This window comes from Sorangium sp. So ce117, assembly GCF_051524395.1.
Lineage (GTDB): Bacteria > Myxococcota_A > Polyangia > Polyangiales > Polyangiaceae > Sorangium > Sorangium cellulosum_B.
In genome coordinates this window covers 4,663,239-4,682,042 of sequence record NZ_CP150309.1, presented here as the reverse complement: position 1 = coordinate 4,682,042, position 18,804 = coordinate 4,663,239, and the positions used below count along the sequence as shown (strand labels likewise).

General features: G+C 69.2%; 10 protein-coding genes and 2 pseudogenes. 5 read left to right on the top strand and 7 right to left on the bottom strand.

Features of this window, described 5'->3' with window-relative positions:
* The first annotated feature begins 8 nt into the window (after positions 1 to 8).
* On the top strand, positions 9 to 5,906 hold the full coding sequence (locus WMF46_RS17455) for an ATP-binding protein (RefSeq protein ID WP_437986632.1): 5,898 nt from the start codon (positions 9 to 11) through the stop codon (positions 5,904 to 5,906).
* Positions 5,903 to 7,813, top strand: a complete 1,911-nt coding sequence (locus WMF46_RS17450) for a hypothetical protein (RefSeq protein WP_437986631.1) — start codon at positions 5,903 to 5,905, stop codon at positions 7,811 to 7,813. Before WMF46_RS17455 ends, WMF46_RS17450 begins: the two co-directional genes overlap by 4 nt.
* Before the next feature lie 115 nt (positions 7,814 to 7,928).
* Here WMF46_RS17450 and WMF46_RS17445 read toward each other — a convergent pair whose 3' ends face one another.
* From WMF46_RS17445 to WMF46_RS17430, 4 genes and pseudogenes are all read right to left on the bottom strand, one after another.
* Positions 7,929 to 10,019, bottom strand: a complete 2,091-nt coding sequence (locus WMF46_RS17445; RefSeq protein WP_437988046.1) for an ATP-binding protein — start codon at positions 10,017 to 10,019, stop codon at positions 7,929 to 7,931.
* A 555-nt stretch (positions 10,020 to 10,574) separates the two neighbouring features.
* Positions 10,575 to 10,664: pseudogene (locus WMF46_RS17440) on the bottom strand (hypothetical protein); the annotation flags it as partial.
* Complete coding sequence (locus tag WMF46_RS17435) at positions 10,658 to 11,827, bottom strand: metallophosphoesterase family protein (RefSeq protein ID WP_437986630.1); 1,170 nt, start codon at positions 11,825 to 11,827, stop codon at positions 10,658 to 10,660. The gene WMF46_RS17435 and the pseudogene WMF46_RS17440, both read right to left, overlap by 7 nt.
* A 163-nt stretch (positions 11,828 to 11,990) precedes the next feature.
* On the bottom strand, positions 11,991 to 13,322 hold the full coding sequence (locus WMF46_RS17430) for a tetratricopeptide repeat protein (protein WP_437986629.1): 1,332 nt from the start codon (positions 13,320 to 13,322) through the stop codon (positions 11,991 to 11,993).
* Between the two features lie 81 nt (positions 13,323 to 13,403).
* Here WMF46_RS17430 and WMF46_RS17425 point away from each other — a divergent pair, with 81 nt between their 5' ends.
* Positions 13,404 to 13,613 (top strand): hypothetical protein, encoded by a 210-nt coding sequence (locus WMF46_RS17425; protein ID WP_437986628.1) that lies wholly within the window; start codon positions 13,404 to 13,406, stop codon positions 13,611 to 13,613.
* 126 nt (positions 13,614 to 13,739) lie between these two features.
* Here the strand turns inward: WMF46_RS17425 and WMF46_RS17420 are convergent, their stop codons facing one another.
* The 3 genes from WMF46_RS17420 to WMF46_RS17410 all read right to left on the bottom strand — a co-directional run bounded on the left by WMF46_RS17420 (position 13,740) and on the right by WMF46_RS17410 (position 16,169).
* Positions 13,740 to 14,828, bottom strand: coding sequence for a hypothetical protein (locus WMF46_RS17420; protein ID WP_437986627.1), 1,089 nt, complete (start codon positions 14,826 to 14,828; stop codon positions 13,740 to 13,742).
* Positions 14,829 to 14,892: 64 nt separating this feature from the next.
* The gene (locus WMF46_RS17415) at positions 14,893 to 15,624 is read right to left on the bottom strand and encodes a hypothetical protein (RefSeq protein WP_437986626.1); all 732 of its coding nucleotides are present in this window, start codon (positions 15,622 to 15,624) and stop codon (positions 14,893 to 14,895) included.
* An 8-nt stretch (positions 15,625 to 15,632) separates the two neighbouring features.
* Positions 15,633 to 16,169, bottom strand: coding sequence for an RNA polymerase sigma factor (locus WMF46_RS17410; protein ID WP_437986625.1), 537 nt, complete (start codon positions 16,167 to 16,169; stop codon positions 15,633 to 15,635).
* Positions 16,170 to 16,318: 149 nt separating this feature from the next.
* On the opposite strand from WMF46_RS17410, the gene WMF46_RS17405 reads away from it, so the two are divergent.
* Together WMF46_RS17405 and WMF46_RS17400 are read left to right on the top strand one after the other, a co-directional pair.
* The gene (locus WMF46_RS17405) at positions 16,319 to 18,166 is read left to right on the top strand and encodes an N-6 DNA methylase (RefSeq protein ID WP_437986624.1); all 1,848 of its coding nucleotides are present in this window, start codon (positions 16,319 to 16,321) and stop codon (positions 18,164 to 18,166) included.
* Positions 18,156 to 18,728, top strand: a pseudogene (locus WMF46_RS17400) (restriction endonuclease subunit S); the annotation flags it as partial. The gene WMF46_RS17405 and the pseudogene WMF46_RS17400, both read left to right, overlap by 11 nt.
* Positions 18,729 to 18,804: the final 76 nt, after the last annotated feature.

Sequence of the window (18,804 nt, the reverse complement as noted above, 5' to 3'; positions counted from 1 at the left end):
GAGGCGAGATGAGCGCCGATGAGCCCACAGCCGAGACCTCGCCCGTCCCTTCCGACGCTGCTGGGGCGACGATCCCGGCTTTCCCGGTGTCTCGACCGGTCGACGCGCACCCGCCGTTCCCTTGGTCGAAAGGGAACGGCCTCTGCAAGGCCTTGTGGGACCCCTCGCTGTGGAGCCGCGCGATCAAGCACCCTTCGTTGCGCCAGTTCTTCCGCGCGGTCTTCAAGCGCGTCGACGTCGTCGCGCGCGGTCCGCATTTCTCCGTGGACAACGACGAGCAGTTCGGGGGCGCGGTCATCAGCGTCATGGCTTCACAGCGTGCCCGTGAGAAGGCCATGCAAATGTACGATGCGCGCCTCGGCAAAGTGCTGGGAAACCAGCGCCACCGCCCGAGGAGCATCACGGATCTCCAGCGCCATTTGTCGCACGGAATCTGGAACGATCTCGCGAAGCAGGAAGGGCTCCCCCCTGCGGAGGCCATCTGCGAGTCGGCACAAGAGCCGTTGCGGCTCGATCCGGCCCGGTTCGAGCGGTGGCTCGCGGAGAACCCGCGAAGCGCCGAGCAGGCGCTGCTCGTGGCCCGGTACGCCAGCCTCGCCGCCATGAACACTCCGGCGCTCGGGCCGCGCCTCTTCGCGATCCTCTCGCAGAATGGCGTCGAGCTCGCGTCGGTGGCAGGGGACGGCGCTCCATCGTCGCAGGTCCCCTCTCAGGCGCCGCGCGTCGCGGCGCCTCGGCTGGCTCCCCCCGCGTCGAGCGGCGCAGGCCCCGCGCCGGCGCCCGTCGAGAATGGCGCGGCCCCCCGGCCGTCGGTCGACGCGTCCAGACCTGCAACGACGTCCGCTCCGGAGCCGCCCGTCATCCCCGCCGGCGCGGCGATGTCAGAGGAGCTGACTGAGCTCCTCCGCAACTGGCAGGGCTGGGACCAGCTGCCTCTCCGTGCGCTCCGAGCGGGCGTCGGCGAGCTCTACAAGGCCGCGCAGAGCTACCAGGAGCGGCTCCAGTTGCTCGACGAGCTCCACTCGAGGGTCGAGAAGAGGCTGCTCGACGTGGCGGGGATCCCCTGGCTCTCGGCGGCGCCACCGCTGGAGAAGAACGCGGCGTTCGTCGAGCGCGACTCGCTTGAGAGCGCCAACGACAGACTCTCGAGTCTCGAGCTGCGCGCGTCTCGCGTTCTCAACGCGCACCAGCAGCTCCTCGCGTTGACCGAGCGCCTGTCGCGCACGCCGGCCCCGATCGTCCAGCGCGGCGTCGCGGATCTCGACGAGATGGCCTCGCGGCTCGAAGAAGAAGCGGCTCGACTGAGGGAAGAGCTCGCCCGCAAGACCCAGAGCGAGGCGCGCGCGCAGGAGATGATCGAGCGGTTCGCGGTGCTCGATCCGACCGCGGATCTCGACGATCTGGTGCGCGACCTCACCCCAGCTCACTGGCTCGATCTCGCCGCGTTCCTCGGCGCCTCGAAGCACCCGAAGGCCGCGCTCGAAGGCCGGATCGAGCTGGCCGGGATCGCGCTCGCGCTGACCTGGCACACCCATTCACGAGAGACCGCCGAGCTCCTCGAGCCGCTGATCGTCGAGGGGGATCGCTTCCAGAGGGCCAACCTGCTCGCCTATTTCAGCTTCGCCGATCTCCAGCGGCTCGCCGACAAGGCGGCCTCGTTGCGCGGCCATCTCGCGGAGATGACGTTCACCGCGGCGGTGATGTCCGATCAGCTCGAGGCGCTCGACTACCTCGCGAGCTTCCTCGCCTACCCAGACGTTCATCCGACCTGCCTCGCCGTCTACCGCGCCTTTTGCAACCAGCGCAGAGAAACGCCCGGGAGCCTGCGCGCGCTGATCCGCCGGGATGACGCAGGAGCGGCCGCAACGATACAACAGGACGCGGCGCGGTCACAGGCTCACCTTCTCGAGCTGGTCCGGAACCCGCCAGGCATGAGGGGCAACTACCACCGCCTGCGCGTGATCGCCCGCGCCCGGTACTTCTTGCCGCTCGATGATGCGCTGCACGCCAGAGACGTCGAAGCCGTCGCGCGCACCTGGGCCTCCTATGGGACGCTCGACGAAATGGTGGAGCAGTGCGCGCGGGAGAGCGGCCGAAAAGGCGAGCTCGAGGACACGCATTACCGGCAGACGCGCGCGTACCTCGCTGGCTTCGACGAGGAGCTGCAACGCTGGCGCCGGCTCGGCGCTCCCGTGCGGCGGACGCAGACAGACGACGCGCTCGCCGCGCTGCGGAGGGAGGCTGCGCTCGCCCGCAACGACCAGTGCACGTCGCTGCAGAAGGCCGTCGACGAGCTCGGTGTCGGGTCGACGGCGCCGCTCGGGCTGGCCGCGGACTTCGGTCGCCGCTGCGAGCTGTCCTCCAGCGGCGTCGTGAGCCTGGTGATCTGGAACGTGGTGGTGAGGCCGCGGATGATCTTCTCCTGGCCTCGTGCGGTGACGGACGGCGTCGTGCCGCTGTGGTGGTTCGCCGTCGACCGGCTGCGCGCCGCCCGCGGCGTGGCGCCCCCCGACACCTTCACCGCCGCGCAGGTGTACCTCCGCACCAACGCCCTCCTGGCGGCTCGATGCGCCGTCAAGGGCGATCCCGAGGGCGAGCGCAAGGTCGAGGAGGCGATCGCCCAGAAGATCGACGCGATCCGTCACGAGCACCAGCCGACCCTCTCGCAGGCGCACGCCGCGCGCGATCAGGACGAGTACTTCGATCTCTGGCTCAAGGATCTCGACGCCGCCTTCGCGTCGCTGGATCTCGATCAAGCCGGGAAGCTCATCGTCGAGCTCGAGGACCTCGTCGCGGTATACCGGTTGAGAACGGATCCCGCGCGGCTCGCGCTCGTCGAGTTCCTGCGCGAGGCGGGTCAAGAGCAGGTCGACAATCTCCCCATCGAGGAGCTCACGAAGCGAGCGGAGGCCATCCGAGCCGCTCGCCGCGATCAGCGGAGCCACCTCCTGGAGCTCGAGGACGCGGCGCGCCTCGAGGTGTTCAGCGCCTCGCTCCGCGAGAGCTGGTCCGCCTTCGCGCGACGCGTGGATCGCCCGGCCCTCTGGCTCGACGACGAGCTGTCGCTCCGCCTCGGCATGGCGGTGAAGACCTGCGCGAGGTTCATGCGCGGCAAGCTCCGCTACCGCGACGATGATCCCAACACGGTCGATCTCCTGGTCGCGAGCCTCGAGCGGTGGATCCCGGCGCGCATCAAGGACGCGATCGAGGGAGACGATCGGGAGGAGGCCGCCAGGCCGCTGCTCGACCTCGCCGAGCAGATCGAGAACAACGCCCCGGAGCGTTCAATCCTGCGGCTCGTCGGAGAGATCGCTCCGCAGTCGACGGCGTCCGCATCGATCCTCGACCTGGCCCTGCGCCAGGGTAATCCCCTGGGCGCGCAGGAGCCCCCGCGTGCCGAGCGGCGGGAGCGGACCGTGCCACCGCCCGTCAACGTCGCCCTGGAGATCCGCCGGTTCTTGCAGGAGCAGGCGCAGCGCGAGGCCCGGCTCCCGCCCCCCTCGCCCGAGGCGTTGCGGAACGCGATCCACAAGAAGGACTGGCGCAGCGCGCGGCCGGTCGGCGCTGCGCTTCTTCTCAAGGACGCCGAGTCGGTTGAGGCGACGTTGACCGGCGGCGAGGTCGCGTATGCTGTCACGCTCACGCACGCGCCGCTCGACGACGAGCCCGAGGTGATCCTCCAGGTGTTCCGGAACGCGTCCTTGGCGAGCGTGTGGAGGGGCTCGGACGCGAGCTTCTATGGGTTGACACCGCACATCGACGCGCTCCTCCCTCGAGCGCTGGCGCGCGTTCTCGTCGACGACGCGAACGTGGGTCCCGAGCGCCTGCCCGATCTGCTCGCGCAGCTCTCGGAAACGAGCCCGGCCGATCGCGCCTATCGGTGGATCGCCGATCTGCTCGCGACCGCCAGCACGATACAGGTCCGCGAAGGAACCGGGAGCTCGACGCTCGCCGCGAGCCTCTGGAACGCGCTGACGGGCGTGAAGGACAGCGCTCGTCCGCGCAGCAACCTGCTCCACATGCTCTACCGGATTCGACGCTTCGAGGCGCTCCGCCACCTCGCGCACACCGCCCGTCCGTTCGACGATCTGATCAGCCAGTGCGTGACCGTCTTCGAGCGCGCTGAGGTGGATCCGGAGCTGCGCCTCCCGGCGCGCCAGATCTCCTCCGCGCTCTACGAGCAGTCCCGCGGCCGCGCCAACACCAAGCCGTGGACGCTCCTGTTCGCGCGGATCGAGCCCAGCGCCGGGGAGATGCCCGGCAGCGCCGTCACTTGCTCGCTCGACGGGGCGACGGTCGGCGAAGAGCCCGACGGCATCGTGGTCTTGCCCATCCGGCTGGTCCCCTCGCTCGACCTGCCGGAGTCGTTGCGGATCCGGATCGGCGGAGAGGCAGCCGGCATCGAGGCGGAGATCGCAGTCGACGAGATCCTCGTGAAGGAGACGCTCCTCCTCGGCCGCATCCCGCGCGCGCAGCTCGGGCCGCCCGGCGACGTGCTCGACATCCCCTACCGCGTCACCGGGCAGACCATCCGCAGCAATCGGATCGACGTACGCGGAGCGTGGACCGTGCGCATCGCGGAGAGCGCCTCCGCACAGCCGCTGAACGAGCACGACCTGCGCCTCGGCTGGCCCGGCGCCTCCGGTGATCCCGTCACGACCGCCGGGAACTTCCACGGTCGGAAGCGGGAAATCAAGGCCGTGGAGCGCAACCTCCTCGCCGAGGAGCGCCAGCGGAGCATCATGATCTTCGGCCAGCGGAGGATCGGGAAGACGTCCCTCCTCTGCCAGATGGTGGCCAGCCTGCCGCCAGGCCAGGGGCGCGTCACGGCAGCGTTCCTCGATGTGTCCGGCCTCGCGCTCGAGAAGACCTCGATCGCCAAGAGGTTCTTCGACCTGATCATCGCCGCGCTCGAGGCCGACGCGAAGAACGGGCCGATCCGCGCCGCGCTCGAGGATCGGGCCGAGATCACCCACCTCGCGCGCGGGCTCAACCCCGCTGCGTCCTTCTCCTACGCCCTCGAGGCGCTGCTGGACCGGATGAAGCGGGAGTCGAGGGGGGCCATCTCGCGCCTGGCCCTGTTCATCGACGAGTTCGATCGTTTCGTCGAGCCTCTGCTCGCTGATGCGCAGCAGCGGTACGAGGTCGAGCAGCTGATGTGGCAGATCCGCCAGATCGTGCAGCACTCCGAGTCGATCTCGCTCGTGCTCGCCGGCTCGGGGCTGCAGCGCCTGCTCGTCGACGACTACGCCGCGCCGCTCTTCGGCAGCATCGACCAGCTCGAGATCCCGCCGTTCGATTGGGAGTCCGATCGTGAGGCGATCGAGCAGACGTTCCTCCCGCTGCGCGCCCGCGATCGGGTCTGCGCCAAAGGGGCGTTCGCCGAGCTGGCCCGCACAGCGCACCAGCTCTCCGGCGGGCACCCGTATTACCTGACCATGCTCGGCTACTCGGCCGCCATGCTCTCCGCGGGCCGGCCGCTGACCCCCGCGTCATTGAACCGCATCGTCGACGCGATGATCACCGGGACGGTGCGCGCCAGCGGCCCGCGGATCGACGCGGTCCGGTTCTACGCGCCCATCTTCGAGTCGTTGAAGCGCCTCACTCCGCGGGTGCAGGCCATCGCCAAGCTGATCCTCGTGCAGGTAGCGCAGCGCACGACGCCCGAGTACCCGTGGCTTTCCATCGCCGACGGGAGCGCGGGCGCGGATCTCCGTGAGACCGACGATGTCGAGCGGCTCGACGCGTTCAAGGCCCTCACCGGCGAGGGGGCCCTCGAAGTTGACGGTCGGACCGGGAGCCCGCGCGTGCGCATCCGCATCCCGCTCACCGCCTCGGCGCTCCGGCAGGACGCGACGCTCCTGCGCGAGGACGGCAACCGCGAGCTGCGCAAGGACAGATCATGATCGGCGTCCACAAGCAGGACGAGCTGGTCGTCGAGGTCGTGGACGGGCTGGTGCACCGGACTGCCTCGTCCAGCTACAACCTGGTCGTCCCGCCTGGCTTCGGCGAGAATGCCATTGCGGAGCAGATCGCCGAGCGCCTCGCCGCGCTCACGCCGCGCCCTCTCGTTGCCGTCCTCGCCCCCGACACCGTCAAGGGCGTCGACGACTACCTGACGCTCTTGCAAGATCAATGGGGCGACGTTGTCCGCCTGCCGCCGCAGCGGTCGGACGTGGCCTCGGACGCGCGGCTGAAGCGCTTCCTCCACACGCTCCCCACTGGGCGGCCGGTGGTACAGATCATCAAGCGATTCCACCGCTTCCTGGACTCCTTGGATCGCTTCGTGCTCGGCACCCTCCGCGACGCCGAGAATGCCATGCGCCTCCGGACCGTGACGATCTCGCCGTTTGGCTACGACGAGCTGAAGAAGCGCTGGGAGCGCGCCGGGCAGATCCTTCTCGCCAGTGACTACGGCGACACGCACTCGATGCGGCAGGTCGACGCGCCTTCAGAGGAGGAGCTCCGGGAGCTCTGCCGCTCGCAGAAGCGCGCCCCCATGCACGTGATCGAGCTGGCGAGCGATCTCACCGGCGGGTATCCAGAGCCGTTCCGAGCTGTCGTCGATCGGTGGATCCGCATGAAGGAGCCGGAGCTCACGGCGAGCGTGCGCCGTGAGCTCCGCGAGGAGGCGGTGCAGCGGATGCGCCCGCTGGTCAGGAAGCTCGATCGCCCCAAGGAGCAGCGTTATTGCAATTCGGTCGTCGACCTCTACCAGGGGAGCGAAGAGACCGAAGCGCTCCAGACCTTGGCGCACCACCCCTGGAAGAACATCCTCCTGAAGGAGGACGCGCTCCGGGCCGAGGCGCTCGGCGAGGCCGCGGTGCGCGGCGCCATCGAAGACGCGGTGAATGAGCACCGCGAGAGCTCCTATCCCCGGATCCTGTTCGAGCGTGCCAGGACGTTCTACCAGCGCAAGAAGTACGACGTCGCATCGGTAATGCTGGAGGCCGCGGATCGCTCGACGAGCCCCGGCAACGTCAGGCTGCTAGGGGTGCACGCTCGCGTGATGGCGATCCTCTACGCCAGCAACGAAGGCGAGCCGGGCATGGACACCGATTGGGGCAAACTCCGATTGGCCGTCGAGGCCGCGTCCAGGGTGCTGGAGGCCCTCTCCGTCAGGGCCGCCGACGTTGATCGGGTCAAGGCGCGCTACCGGGAAATCGAGGCCCTCTCCAGCCGCGTCCAGGGATCCCTCCGCGGCGGCAACGTGCGGATTGTCGACACTCTCGCCGGGTTTCGCGGGGGCGATCCGGACCCGCGCACGGCGGCGCTCCTGCTGCTCCTCAAGCTTGAGGCTGCCCGCGCCATCGCGGGGGACGCGTTGGCGTGCATGTCCGTCCTGGCGCTGCCAGAGCAGATCTTCCGCGTCTGGGCCCTCTGGGCCTTGAAGCTCGACTATTATCGAGCGCCGGACGGCGCCGACGCGACGTGGCAGCGGGCGGAGGCCGCGTGGCCTCACGGCACGCTCACCCGCACGGCACCTGGCGACTCATTCGCATCGTTCGAGGCGTTCGCCTACTTCGCCGTCGCGAGACGGATGGAGCGGCCGGACGTCGCGGCTCCGGAGCATGATTTCAAGGCACTGAACAAAGCTTTCTCGGTGCACTCCTTCCGTCGCGACGCGGCCCACGCGGTCACGCACACGACCGCAAAAATGCGGGCGCAGCTGTTTGCGCTGATCGATCGATGGCTTGAGGCGCTGCTGGCCCCGTGCGACGTGCACGAAGGGTTCACCAGCGCCGAGCTGTTCGCGCAGGTCGAGCCCTTGCCGATCCTAGACGACGACGGCTCCTTCCTCTGGTTGGGTTGAGCGGCACACGGCGCGAGACGTCGAGGGGAGACTGTCGATCGCGCCGTGAGCGCCCGAGGGCGGCCTCGGCGCGCCGCGGATGGCCGCCGCTCGGGCTAACGACTCCCGCGGTGCCTTACAAGGCCGCGGCGGCCCTCGTCGGCACCTCGAGCTGCGCTCTAACTCGTTCCAGGTTGACTACGTTGTGAGCGCCAAGGGCCGCGTAGCGCTCCCAGTGGCACGTGAAAACGATGATCTGAAGCCGAGACGCCATCCCGAGCAGTACGTCGGCCATGCCGTCGAAGCGGGTATTGCTCGTGTTCACCATCGCGTCGTCGAAGAGCACGGGCAGAACGCCGTCACCGGCCAGGATCCCGGCCATGGCGAGGCGCACCACCGTCGCGATCTGCTCCTTGCAGCCGCCGCCGAGGCTGTGGAAGCTGTGGGAGCCGAATGCGGCGCGTTCGAGCTGGACGCCGTACGTCGCGTCGAGCGCGACCCTGCTGGTCGGGTCGAGCTGGCGGGCGAGCCGCTGCACCTCGCTTGTCAGTGGCGCGAGGAACCTCGCCTGGGCTTCCTCGCGGCACGTGCGCAGCGTCTCGTAGAGAAGCCGCACTCCTTCGGCCTCGTCGGCGCAGCGCTCTTCGGTCTTCTTGGCCCGTGCCAGATGGGCCTCGGCGATCTCCAGGCGATCGTCCGCGTCCAGCACCTCGGCTTGGTCGAGCCGCGCGTCCAGCCCGTGGATCTCCTTCTCCAGCCGAGCGCCCTCGGCGCGCGCGGTGTCGCGCGCACGATCGGCGGCCTCTGCGCGGTTGCGCGCGACTTCCGGATCGAGCTCGGCGATCCGCGCGGCGAGGGTGGCGAGGTTGCGATCTGCCTCGTCTGCCACGGCCTCGGCGGCGCGCGCCCGCTCTTCGAGGACCGCGTCGCTGCCGTCGCGCACGACTGAACGCGCGTGGGCCGTCTCCAAATCCGTGAGCCCCCGGCGGGCCCCCGTTACTTGCGACTCGGCGACGTCGCGTGCGGCGAGCAGCTCCGCCCGCTGGGCGTCGTGACGCGCGAGCACCGCCTGCGCTCGCACCCACGCCGTCCGCGCCGCCTGGTGCACGCGATCGGCAGCCTTCGCATTCACCCGCGCCTCGTCGATGCTCTCGCCGGTCGGGGCGGCGACGTCGGCGCCGTCGAGCAAGCTCTGGGCTGCTTTGGTCTTGGCCCGCTGTGCCGCGCACTCCTCCCGGAGGGTCGGGACGCCGGAGGGGGCGACGGCGCCGAGCTTCGCGTTGGCCACGGCGATCACGCCCTCGACGGCCCGCCGTGCCTCGACGGCCGCGCGCGCGTCGGCCACATTCGCCACCGAGGCTTGCTCCAACGCCCGCCGGAACGCCGATTGCTTCGTGTTGGCAGCCTCGCGCGCTGTGGCCAGGCTGCTGCCGCCTGGGTTCACCACGATCTCGGCGATGTTGCCGACGCGCACGACCGTACGGGCCGCCACCTGGCGACTCACGTGCTGGCCCGCGCGCAGCTGGGAGAGTTCGGCGTCAATCTCGACGGGCCCGTCTCGAAGGGCCACAATCTCGACGCTGGCCGCCACCGCTTTCAGCGCGGCAGCGGCTTTCTCCGCGTCGCGCTCGAGCTTGCTCAAGCGCTCGAGATCCTCCGGACGGATCTGCATCCCGCCAAGCTGCTCGTGGAGCTTGGCAACGCGATGCTCGATCGATTCCGCCTCGGCGAGTCGCGCTTCGAGCGCAGCGAGCGCGCCGCTCTCCTGGAGCAGCTCGACGCGCGCCTGGGCCACGCGAAGCCGGCGCTCCGCCGCGCGCTCCTCCATCGTGGCGGCGTCCACGTGCCGCGCGAGGTCCTCGCGCCCGGCATCGTGCATGCGCAGCCGCTCAGCGCCGTCCTCGGCCGCCCGCGCAGCGATCTCGACCATGCCCCGCAGCTCGGCGATCTCGCTCTGCGTGGCGCGGCGCCCGGTAAGCCGATCGCGGGCCGCCTGCGCTTCGAGCCGCAGGGCCTTGCCCTCGGACGCGGCGGCGGCCCGCTGGGCGAGCAACGAGCGCGCCTGCTCCCAGGTCGCGCGCGCCGTCTCCAGCGCCCTTTCGAGCACCGGCAGGCGCTCCGCAAGCTCGCGGCGCTCACGCTCGCAGCGTTGCCGTTCGGCGAAGATCGCGTCGAGCTCCGTTCGGCGTTGGTGGAGCTCCTTCACGTCGGCCTCGGCGCGCTCCAAATCCTCGCGAGCCTGGAAGAGCGGCGAGGCCGTCCTCGGCTCACAGCGCCCCGGCGTGAAGTGGCGCTCGTACTCCGCCCGCACCCGATCGAACAAGTGCTCGGTGCCTGCGCCGTCGAAAGCGGATCCGCCGATCTCTGCGAGCCGCATCGAGAGCGCGGTGCCGGCCTCGCCGGCCATGACTTCGCTCGGCGCGAGGCCGCTCGCCCCTTGCGTCACCCAGATCAGGGGCAGGATGCCGAGATCGGTGGCCCCTCGGGCGGTACGCCGCTCTCCGAAGCGCAGCAGCCGGGTCAGCTCTTCGTCCGGATCGCCGGTGATCTCGCGGAGGACGTCGCCGCCGCCGCTGCGCCGGTAGAGACGAGTCGACCCGTTCGACGCGAACTTCTTGTGCACGGTGTACTCGTCGCCGGCGAGCTCGAAGCACACGTCGACCTCCGGGTGGCCACCGTCGCGCGGGCACATGGACGCGAGCACCTTGCCGGTGAGGCGCCCAGGCCGCACCAGGCCGGCGCGCAGCGCGTCAATGAGCGTGCTCTTGCCGATGTCGTTGTCACCATAGATGACGTTCAGGCCGGCTGTGAAGTCGACCTTCGCGTGGCGGATGGTGCGGTAGCTCCGCACCGCGACGGACTTGATCAGCATGACGGGCCTCCGGCGGCGACAGCCAGGCGGTGAAGGGTGAGGAGCGCGCGAGTCGCGGCACGGGCCTGCGGCGCGGGCGACGACGCTACGGAACGGAGTCGGTCGATCGTGCTCCGGACGGCGCCGTCCACGGCGACCGTCGCGAGATCGTTGTCGGTGAGCCAGGTGCGGACCCGCAAGTCGTGCTCCAAGTGGAGGAGTCGGTTGGACATCCGCGCCAGCAATTGCTCGAGCGCCTCCATGTCGGCGCGCGCCAAGGCACCGTCGAGGGTGAGCCGCACGAGCGCGTCCTGGGGCGCTTCGAGCGCATCGAACCACTCCCGCAACCGCTGGACGTCGTCCGCGCCTTGCGTCGTCTCCTCATGGACGAGCCAGCGCGTGATGCCCACGGAGATCGGTTGAACCTCGGGTACCACGCCGTGCGTCGCGATCTCTACGAGCAGCGCGAACCCGGACTCGTTCTGCTTGAAGCTGGTCGGCTCCGGCGCGCCCGAGTACCATGTCCGATCGGAGATCCGCTTCATCCCGTGCCAGTCGCCGAGCGCCAGGTAGTCGAGGTGGGCGCGCTCGGCGCGATCCGTCGCGATGCGATTGGGCGTCCTGCCGTCGAGGTCGCGGGCGACGTCCAGCATCGAGCCGTGCGCCACGCCGATGCGGATCGCGTTGCGGACCTCGTCGGCGCCGAGCTCCGGCGTGAGGTGTGCCGTCGGATCGCCAAGCTCCCGCTTCCGGTGGAGCGGCGCCGGCAGGATCACCGCGCGACCGCCGAGCACCGGGACAGGCTCGCGCCGATCGAGGACGACGAGGTTCTCCGGGCACTCCTTGTGGAAGCACGGGTGCGCGTAGACGGATCCGGCCCCGGCGTGATCGTGGTTGCCGGGCAGCACCAGGAAGGGAACCTTCGCCTGACGCACCCGCGAGAGGACCTGTTGGACGAGCCGATCGCGCGCGTTGTTTGCGTCGAAGAAGTCCCCAGCGACCAGCACAAAATCGGCCCGGTTGGCGCGCGCAACCTCGCCGAGCTTGTCGATGACATCGAGGCGCCGCTCACGCAGCTTGGCGCCAGCGTCACCGGGGATCTTGCCGAACGGCATGCCGAGCTGAAGATCGGCAGTGTGGAGGAAGCGGATCCCCGCCATGGCGGGATCTCTTTGATGCTGCATGCCTCTCCCACGCAGGCGGCGAGAGTTTCTGACAGTGCATGGAGAGATTTCGCGTCAGTGTGGCGGGCAGCCGGGGACTCGCGCGCTCTCAGTCCGGGAGAGCACCTTGCCGTCCAACAGCGCGTGGGCACGAGCCCAGCGGACGTTGAGCCGCACTCGGCAGTCAGTAAACCCACGTGCGAAGGACGTGCCCGCGATCGACATCCGCTGGAAAGCACGTCATCCAGGCTGCTTCGAGGTCGAGGGCAGGGAGCAGCGGCCTCGCGGCGAGGAGCGCCTCGGCTGCGGCAACACCGCCCACCCGCCGCAGCGTCTGCGGTCCGGTCCCCAGCGCGATGTCCACGCACACGCGCAAATGCTTGCGGGCCTCGTCAGCGTCTCCGAGCCGCGCGAGCACGTCGGCCAGTGTTCGGTGGGCCCCGAGCCGTGGATAGGCCGCGGCTGGATCCTGTTTGCGAACTACGTGCTCCAGATCCAACACCGCGTCCCGGAGCCGCCCTAGCACGGCGAGCGCCCGTCCGCGCTCCAGGCGCAGGTACAGCGCCGTGGTCTCGGCGACCTCCCAGTGGTCGGAGTGCCGCTCGGCTGCGGCCAGCGCCTCGCCGATCAGCTCCAGCGCTTCGGCCGCGCGCCCCGCATGGCGCAGGCACGTCGCCAGGTAGCACGCCGAGCGCGGCCACTGTACCTCCAGGTGGTCCCGGTGGTGCGCCAGCGCGGCGCGGAGCAGCGGCTCCGCCTCGTCGATGCGGCCCGCGTGCAGGAGGGTGCGCCCGTGGGTGCCGAGCGCCTGACCGATCAGCACCGTCCGATCATCCCCGGACAACTCGGCGCAAAGCTCAACGGCGCGCGCGGCGGTGCGCTCAGCCAGCACGACATGGTCGTCGATGTTCCCCGTCGCCAGGTAGATCAGCCCGCGCACGCGCAGCGGAGGCCGGGATCTGACATCATCCTCGGAGACTTCCTCGAGAATCACACGTGACAGCTGGCCATCGCCGGCATGGGAGGCGAAGATCGCTGCCAAGAGGCGCGCTTCGAGCGCGTCCCGCGCACACGCCGCTACGTGGAACGCGCGCGCGACCTCCCACGCCTCCGCCGACTTCTCGAGCCACTGGACCACGTCGTGCGGCTTGTGCTCGTGGCTGCGCAGGTCGGCGAGCATACGGCGGCGCTCCTCGATCCGGCATCGCGGCAGGTTTTCGAGCGATAGATCGAAATGGGCGCAGGCCGTGGCGAGATCGGGAGCACGGACGACCTGAACGAGACCGCTGACCGCGTCAATGTCGTCCTGTTCCGCGGCGACCACGAGCCTGTCCACGGCGGGCCACTGCGCGCGCAGGACGCGGACCTTCTCCGCGAGGAACGACACCCGCCCGAGGCGCCCGTCGGGGAGCACCATGGCGCTCCCGGCAACGTTGCAGCGCGGGGGCGTGCGCAGCGCCGCCGACAGCGTCGCGATGGCCGTGCTCAGGCCCAGCGAGCCGCCCTCGATCTGCATTCGCGAGAGCCCGCCTCGGACCCGGATGCCGCGCGTCGCGACGTCTTGGGGAATCTGACGACCGCGGCTCGCCGCGGCAGCATGGAGGCCGTACAGGGCGCGCCGTCCTTCAGCCTGCGCGGAGGGACCGGGATCGACGCCCGCATCTCCGGCAGCGAGCCGCACCACGTGGCCTTGCCCGCCCGGCCCGACGAGGAGGAGCCACGTCTCACCGGCGCGGAGCGGAGCTTCCGCGCGCGGCGGACAGGTCAGCCCGTGGCGCTCGCACAAAGACGCGGCGCGCGCGTGTAGCACCTCGTCCACCCACGGGGCGACGAGGTGCGGGCGCACCTCGTCCAAGAGCATCCGCGCCCTGTTCTCACGCGACGCGCGCTCGGCTGTGTCGAGGAGATGCGTCAGCTCCGCGCGATCCACAGCTCACCCTTCCGGCCCGAGCTCGATGGTTTCTTCGAAGACACGGCCGTCGCATGCCTGAACCCGCAGATCGAGCGGCTGGGCTGTGGTCGGCACCTTCACGCGCCAGATGCCCTCGACGTCAGGAGCGTGAATGACGGCCGAGCCGAGCTGCACACTCGCGAGGTCCAGGCCGCGCGCGGGAAAGAGCTGGAGCGTGGCGGTTTCGGCGGAGACGGTCAGGCTGGCCTCGACGTCGAGCGGGTCGAGCGCGCCGAGATGCACCGTCCGCTGCGGTGCGACGAGCGCCTCGTCCCGGTCGGCGGCGGCGAGGGCGGCGGGCGGCACGACGGCGATCCGAACCGACGCGCGCTTCGCCAGCGCCGCGCCGGGTTTGCTCGCGCGTGAAAGCCCCGGTCGCCCGCTCAGCCAGCGGAGCGCCCGCAGGCTCACCACCGTGGCCCCGGCGGCAAAGCTCGCGTCGATCATGGCTTCCAGCTCTTCCGCGAACGCGGGCGAGCGCCGCGCGGCCCCCTCGATCCAGGCGGCGAGGCGCCCGTGCGTCACGTAGGCGTCGACGGACGTGTCCGAAGGCATCGCGAACGGGAGCGGTTCGCCCGTTGTCTTCTCGGCCTCCGCGATGCGCTCCTCGGCACGCTCAAGGTCGGGCAGCGCCTCGACCCACGAGCCTGGCGTGGCGAGGATCACGCGCTCCCCCAGCGCGCGCTCGGCGTCCTTGCGTCCGAGCCTGCCTCCACACGTGAAGTCGGAGAGCCTGAGGAACGCATCGAACGCCCGGACCTCTTCGAGCTCGTCCAGCAGCGTTCCTCGGGGAACCAAGACGCGGCGGGTGGCAACGATGACGCTCTCGGCCTCGTCGCGCCGTCGCACCGCCCATGCGAAGTCGGGCAGATCTCCGGTTGTATCGGGCTCGACGGGAAGTGCCCAGGTCGCCGTTTCCTCGTAAAGCGCCAGGAATGCGGCGCAGAACGCGTCGTTGGGCAGCGCCTCAGCCGCGCGCATGACCGGGCTCGGCACCTCGACGCCGAGGCGTATCGCGTCGCCAACGACGGTCAGCGCGACCAAGAGCGCAGCGGGCTCCAGATCGGCCAAGGCGAGCCCGCGGAGGCCGTCCAGCGCGGCGAGGAGCTGGCGGTGAAAGGGCGAGCTTTCCAGGTCAGATCCCATAGGCTTCCCACCATCGACGCGGCACCACGTAGACATCTGACAGCGGAAGCGACGGCGCCGGCGCGAAGTGATCCGTCAGGAAGCTCAACTGCGTGCGCACGGAAGCCTGGGGCTTTCGGTACGTCGTGCGCCATTTCAAGCCGTTCCCGTTCAGCCAGAAATCGGCGCGAGTCCCGTCCGCTCGGGCAATCCTGACCATCGGCATTTTCCCATCGACCCCGACCGCGAGAACGGTCCCGGCCTCGATCCAGGCCGGCCGGGTCAGGCTCCTGATCAAGCGGAACGACAGATCGCGGCGCGGGATCACCACCGCCGCCTCCTCCGCGACGCCCGTCAGGAGCGCCTCGATCGTGGCTGCGTATGGATGCCCTACACCGTCTGCTTCGTCGAGGATCGCAGCGCAGAGGCTGATCAGCGGCGTCTGACAAGCGTAGCAGGGCTCGGCTTCCGGCGAGCGCGCGCCGCGTAGCTCGCGCACCTGGCAGCGCATCCCGTTAGGGCTCAGCGCCATGATGCGACCGGCGATGCGCTCCCGCTGCTCCGTGGTCACCACCGGAGGCACGGTCCGGTCCCACCCCTCCTGGTTCCACGGTTGGTTGCCGCGCACCGCATGCACGCCAAGGGGGTGCTTCAGTAAGTGCGCCTGCCACGTCGTGAGCTTCTGCTCCACCGGTGGTGCGACGAGCCCGCCGGGAAGCGCCACGGTACGCGAGGGGATCAAGATCGGCCTCACAGGTCGACCTCGGCGAGGCGGCGTCGGGCACGGCTGATGATCTGGTCGATGTTGTTTCGCGTCGTGCCCCAGCGCTCGGCGAGCGCGTCACGGTCCTCGCCTTCGCCGAGGGCGCTCAGCACCTCTTGTTCCCGCGGGCTGAGGCGCGCCCAGGCCGCCGCCCTGTCGAGCCGGGAGACGCGGTTTTGCTCCTCGGCATCGAGAGGTCCCGACGGCGGCGGCTCCTGCTCGGGTGTGGGCTCGACGCGGGAGCTGCCCTTTCTCTTCCGGGAGATCGCCCGCCGCACCAGCGCTCGCCAGAAAAAACCCCGCGGCTCCTCTGCCTCGAGGACGGCGCGGAGCTGGGTGACCAGGAGATCGCGGATCAGGTCGACGATAGCCGCGTCATCCATCTCCCCAGTGAAGCTGCGCAGCGCCTTCCGGCCGTCCTCTTCCGCGAGCGCGAACAAGCGCACCAACGCGCGGCTGGGCCACGGATCCTTCGCCGCGCGTATCTCCCTGGCGAGGTCTTGCCACTCCGCAGGCGATCCCACGCTGCCACGTTACCAGCTCCCGCCGGAGCGGCAAAGCCCGACCAGGGCTGGACCTGTCGAGCCGCGAAGCGTTACCTTGGACGCCGTGTCAGAACTGGCCCGCCCCCCGCGTGGAGCGTGGGATGGCGCGGAATTGATCGAGGCGATCGGTGAGCAAGGTTTCGAGCTGGTTGGGTGACGGGCGCAAGGCGAAGGCACTCTCGCAGGCGGAGGTCGCCGCGCATCTGGGCGTCAGCCAGGCGCGCGTGTCGCAGTGGGAGACGGGGAAGGCCGATCCCCCGCCGGAGATCGTCGCCAAGCTGGAGAAGCTCTTCGGGCGAGGCGCCCGCAGCGGTGCTGCCAGCAAGGCGGCCCCAGCGCAGGCTGTGCTGTTCGCGGGGAGCGAGCCGCCCCCGTCGCCAAAGCCGACCGCGAGAGAGAACGAGCCGCCTCCGTCGCCGAAGTCGGCGGCGCGAAAGGGCAATGGCAAGATCTCGGGCGCCGTCATCGGCTTCGAGGAGAAGCTCTGGCTCGCTGCCGACAAGCTGCGCGGGAGCCTCGATCCGGCCGAGTACAAGCACGTCGTCCTCGGCCTCATCTTCCTGAAGTACATCTCCGATGCCTTCGAAGCGAAGCACGCAGCGCTGGTGGCGGAGGGCGAGGACGCAGAGGACCGCGATCAGTATCTCGCCGAGAACATCTTCTGGGTCCCGCCCAAGGCCCGCTGGAGCGCGCTCCAGAAGCAGGCCAAGCAGCCCGAGATCGGCGTGCTCATCGACCACGCGATGGACGCCATCGAGCGCGAGAACAGCTCGCTCCGGCAGACGTTGCCGAGGGACTACGCGCGCCCTGCGCTCGACAAGCACCGGCTCGGCGAGCTCATCGATCTCCTGAGCGCGGTGGAGCTGCACGAAGCGCAGAACCGGACGAAGGACGTCCTGGGCCGGGTGTACGAGTACTTCCTTTCCAAGTTTGCCTCCGCCGAGGGGCGCCTCGGCGGCGACTTCTACACCCCGCAGTCGGTCGTGCGGGTGATGGTCGAGATGATCGAGCCGCTCAAGGGCCGCGTCTTCGATCCGTGCTGCGGCTCCGGCGGCATGTTCGTGCAAAGCGAGAAGTTCCTCGAGGCGCACGGCGGCAAAGCCGGAGACATCTCGATCTTCGGGCAGGAGTTCAACGCCACCACCTGGCGCCTGGCGAAGATGAACCTGGCCATCCGCGGAATCGAGGCCAACCTCGGAAATACCTGGGCCGATAGCTTCCGCAATGACCTACACAAGCCGCTCAAGGCGGAGTACGTACTCGCCAATCCGCCGTTCAACGTGAGCGATTGGAGTGGCGAGGCCCTGCGCGACGACGCACGCTGGGTGTACGGCACGCCGCCTGTCGGAAACGCCAACTTCGCCTGGATGCAGCACATCCTGCACCATCTCTCGCCCGAGCGTGGCGTTGGAGCGGTGGTGATGGCCAATGGGTCGATGTCATCGATGCAGTCGGGTGAGGCGGCCATCCGGCAGAAGATGGTCGAGGAGGACGTAGTCGACTGCATGGTGGCACTGCCGGGGCAGCTCTTCTATGCGACGCAGATCCCGGTGTGCATTTGGGTGTTCGCGAAGAATAAGGCAGCGGGAGCGCTCAGGAGGCGCAAGGGGGAGGTACTGTTCATCGATGCTCGTAAGATGGGCACGATGGTGGATCGGGTGCATCGCGAGTTTTCGGACGAAGACATCGCACGCATCGCACGTACGTACCACGCGTGGCGCGGCGAGAAGGACGCCGGGAAGTACACGGACGAGCCCGGATTCTGCAAGTTAGCAAAAAAGGATGAGATCGCAGGCCACGGATATGTGCTCACGCCCGGGCGGTACGTCGGCGCTGAGGAGGCGGAAGACAACGGTGAGCCGTTCGAAGAGAAGATGAAACGGCTCACGGCGGCGCTGGCGGAGCAATTTGCCGAGGGAGCCGGGCTCGAGAAGGAAATTCGGGAGAATCTTAGGGGTCTGGGCTATGCGCTCTAAGACTTCCGCCTGGAGAGCGGCAACCGTATCTGAACTTCAGCAAGAAGGGGTTCTGCTCGTCGAAGATGGCAACCACGGAGAGTACCGCCCCCGCACAAACGAGTTTGTTGAGCACGGGATTGCTTTCATTCGCGCCGCGGACATGAACGACGGACGGGTTCATTTTGATCGCGCCTCCAAAATCAACAGCGTGGCGCATGCTCGCATCACCAAAGGCGTCGGCGCAGGCGGAGACATCTTGCTATCGCACAAGGGGACTGTTGGCAAGGTCGCCAGAACGCCCCTAGATGCTCCGCCGTTCGTTTGCAGTCCACAAACCACATTCTGGCGGGCTGTCGATAGTCGGAGGCTCGATCGAATTTATCTCTACTGCTACATGCGGTCGCCCGGATTTCATGAACAACTGCGTTCGCGTGCAGGCGAAACTGACATGGCGCCATACGTCAGTCTCACGGCGCAACGTGGACTCTCTGTTGTGGTTCCTCCGCTTCATACGCAACACGCCATCGCGCGCATTCTTGGCGCGCTCGATGACAAGATCGACCTAAACCGCCGCACGAACGAGACGCTGGAGGCGATGGCCCGAGCGATCTTTCAGCGTGGATTTCGCGCCTACGGGGCACGAGTGGGCCGACGGC